At 49.4% G+C, this 2935-nt stretch carries 1 rRNA gene; it reads left to right on the top strand.

Going from position 1 to position 2935, the window contains the following annotated elements:
• Positions 1-26: 26 nt before the first annotated feature.
• Positions 27-2915, top strand: a 23S ribosomal RNA gene (locus MT390_RS19610).
• Positions 2916-2935: the final 20 nt, after the last annotated feature.

Raw genomic sequence — 2935 nt, 5'->3', positions numbered from 1 at the left:
GTTTTAACACTATTTAGGTGTTGTATGGTTAAGTGAATAAGCGTGCACGGTGGATGCCTAGGCAATTAGAGGCGATGAAGGACGTGGTAATCTGCGATAAGTCCAGGGGAGTTGATAACAAGCGTTATATCCTGGAATTTCCGAATGGGGCAACCCGGCACTTAGTGTCATCGTTTAGTGAATACATAGCTAAGCGAAGCAAACGAGGGGAACTGAAACATCTAAGTACCCTTAGGAAAAGAAATCAACCGAGATTCCGAAAGTAGCGGCGAGCGAAATCGGAACAGCCCTTAAGCTGTTTAAAAGTTAGTGGAAGGCTCTGGAAAGTGCCACGGTACAGGGTGATAGTCCCGTACACAAAAACTTCTTTACAGTGAAAACGAGTAAGACGGGACACGAGAAATCCTGTTTGAATATGGGGGGACCATCCTCCAAGGCTAAATACTCCTAATTGACCGATAGTGAACCAGTACCGTGAGGGAAAGGCGAAAAGAACCCCTGTGAGGGGAGTGAAATAGAACCTGAAACCGTGTACGTACAAGCAGTAGGAGCGGATTTATTCCGTGACTGCGTACCTTTTGTATAATGGGTCAACGACTTAATTTCAGTAGCAAGGTTAACCGTTTAGGGGAGCCGTAGGGAAACCGAGTCTTAACTGGGCGAATAGTTGCTGGGATTAGACCCGAAACTTGGTGATCTAGCCATGAGCAGGTTGAAGGTTGAGTAACATCAACTGGAGGACCGAACCCACTAATGTTGAAAAATTAGGGGATGACTTGTGGCTGGGGGTGAAAGGCCAATCAAACCAAGAGATAGCTGGTTCTCCTCGAAAGCTATTTAGGTAGCGCCTCATGTATCACTGTTGGGGGTAGAGCACTGTTAAGGCTAGGGGGTCATCCCGACTTACCAACCCTTTGCAAACTCCGAATACCAACAAGTGCAATCATGGGAGACACACGGCGGGTGCTAACGTCCGTCGTGGAAAGGGAAACAACCCAGACCGCCAGCTAAGGTCCCAAAGTATATGTTAAGTGGGAAACGATGTGGGAAGGCTTAGACAGCTAGGAAGTTGGCTTAGAAGCAGCCATCTTTTAAAGAAAGCGTAATAGCTCACTAGTCGAGTCGGCCTGCGCGGAAGATTTAACGGGGCTAAACATATCACCGAAGCTGCGGACGCATATTTATATGCGTGGTAGAGGAGCGTTCTGTAAGCCGTCGAAGGGAAAGCTGTAAGGCATCCTGGAGGTATCAGAAGTGCGAATGTTGACATGAGTAACGATAAGGGGGGTGAAAAACCTCCCCGCCGGAAGACCAAGGGTTCCTGTCCAACGTTAATCGGGGCAGGGTGAGTCGACCCCTAAGGCGAGGCCGAAAGGCGTAGTCGATGGGAAACGGGTTAATATTCCCGTACCCTTTATTATTGCGATGGGAGGACGGAGAAGGCTAGGTGGGCCTGGCGATGGTTGTCCAGGTTCAAGTATGTAGGTGGGAGACTTAGGTAAATCCGGGTTTCTACTAACACTGAGATACGATGTCGAGGTACTAAGGTACTGAAGTCATTGATGCCATGCTTCCAGGAAAAGTCTCTAAGCTTCAGATAATAAAGGATCGTACCCCAAACCGACACAGGTGGTCAGGTAGAGAATACCAAGGCGCTTGAGAGAACTCGGGTAAAGGAACTAGGCAAAATGGTACCGTAACTTCGGGAGAAGGTACGCCTCCGACGGTGACGTCCCTTGCGGATTGAGCTGTTGGAGGCCGAAGATACCAGATGGCTGCAACTGTTTATTAAAAACACAGCACTCTGCTAAATCGTAAGATGACGTATAGGGTGTGACGCCTGCCCGGTGCCGGAAGGTTAATTGATGAGGTTAGACTTAGGTCGAAGCTTTTGATCGAAGCCCCGGTAAACGGCGGCCGTAACTATAACGGTCCTAAGGTAGCGAAATTCCTTGTCGGGTAAGTTCCGACCTGCACGAATGGCGTAATGATGGCCATGCTGTCTCTACCCGAGACTCAGTGAAGTTGAAATCGCAGTGAAGATGCTGTGTACCCGCGGCTAGACGGAAAGACCCCGTGAACCTTTACTATAGCTTAGCAGTGAACTTAGAGCCTACATGTGTAGGATAGGTGGGAGGCTTTGAAGCGTTGTCGCCAGATGACGTGGAGCCAATCTTGAAATACCACCCTTGTATGTTTTGAGTTCTAACCATGGCCCCTGAATCGGGGTTTGGGACACTGTTTGGTGGGTAGTTTGACTGGGGCGGTCTCCTCCTAAAGAGTAACGGAGGAGTACGAAGGTTGGCTAATCACGGTCGGACATCGTGAGGTTAGTACAATGGTATAAGCCAGCTTAACTGCGAGACAGACACGTCGAGCAGGTACGAAAGTAGGTCATAGTGATCCGGTGGTTCTGAATGGAAGGGCCATCGCTCAACGGATAAAAGGTACTCCGGGGATAACAGGCTGATACCGCCCAAGAGTTCATATCGACGGCGGTGTTTGGCACCTCGATGTCGGCTCATCACATCCTGGGGCTGAAGTCGGTCCCAAGGGTATGGCTGTTCGCCATTTAAAGTGGTACGCGAGCTGGGTTTAGAACGTCGTGAGACAGTTCGGTCCCTATCTGCCGTGGGCGTTTGAGAATTGAGAGGAGCTGCTCCTAGTACGAGAGGACCGGAGTGGACGAACCGCTGGTGTTTGGGTTGTCATGCCAATGGCATTGCCCAGTAGCTACGTTCGGAATCGATAACCGCTGAAAGCATCTAAGCGGGAAGCGAGCCTCAAGATGAGTTCTCACTGGAACTTTAAGTTCCCTAAAGGGCCGTTGGAGACTACAACGTTGATAGGCAAGGTGTGTAAGTACAGTAATGTATTGAGCTAACTTGTACTAATTACCCGTGAGGCTTAACCATACAACACCTAAGTAGTGTTG

It is taken from the genome of Vibrio sp. 2-Bac 85 (assembly GCF_037546705.1).
Lineage (GTDB): Bacteria > Pseudomonadota > Gammaproteobacteria > Enterobacterales > Psychromonadaceae > Psychromonas.
Note: the sequence above shows the minus strand (reverse complement) of the source record. Positions and strands in the feature narration are given on the sequence as shown.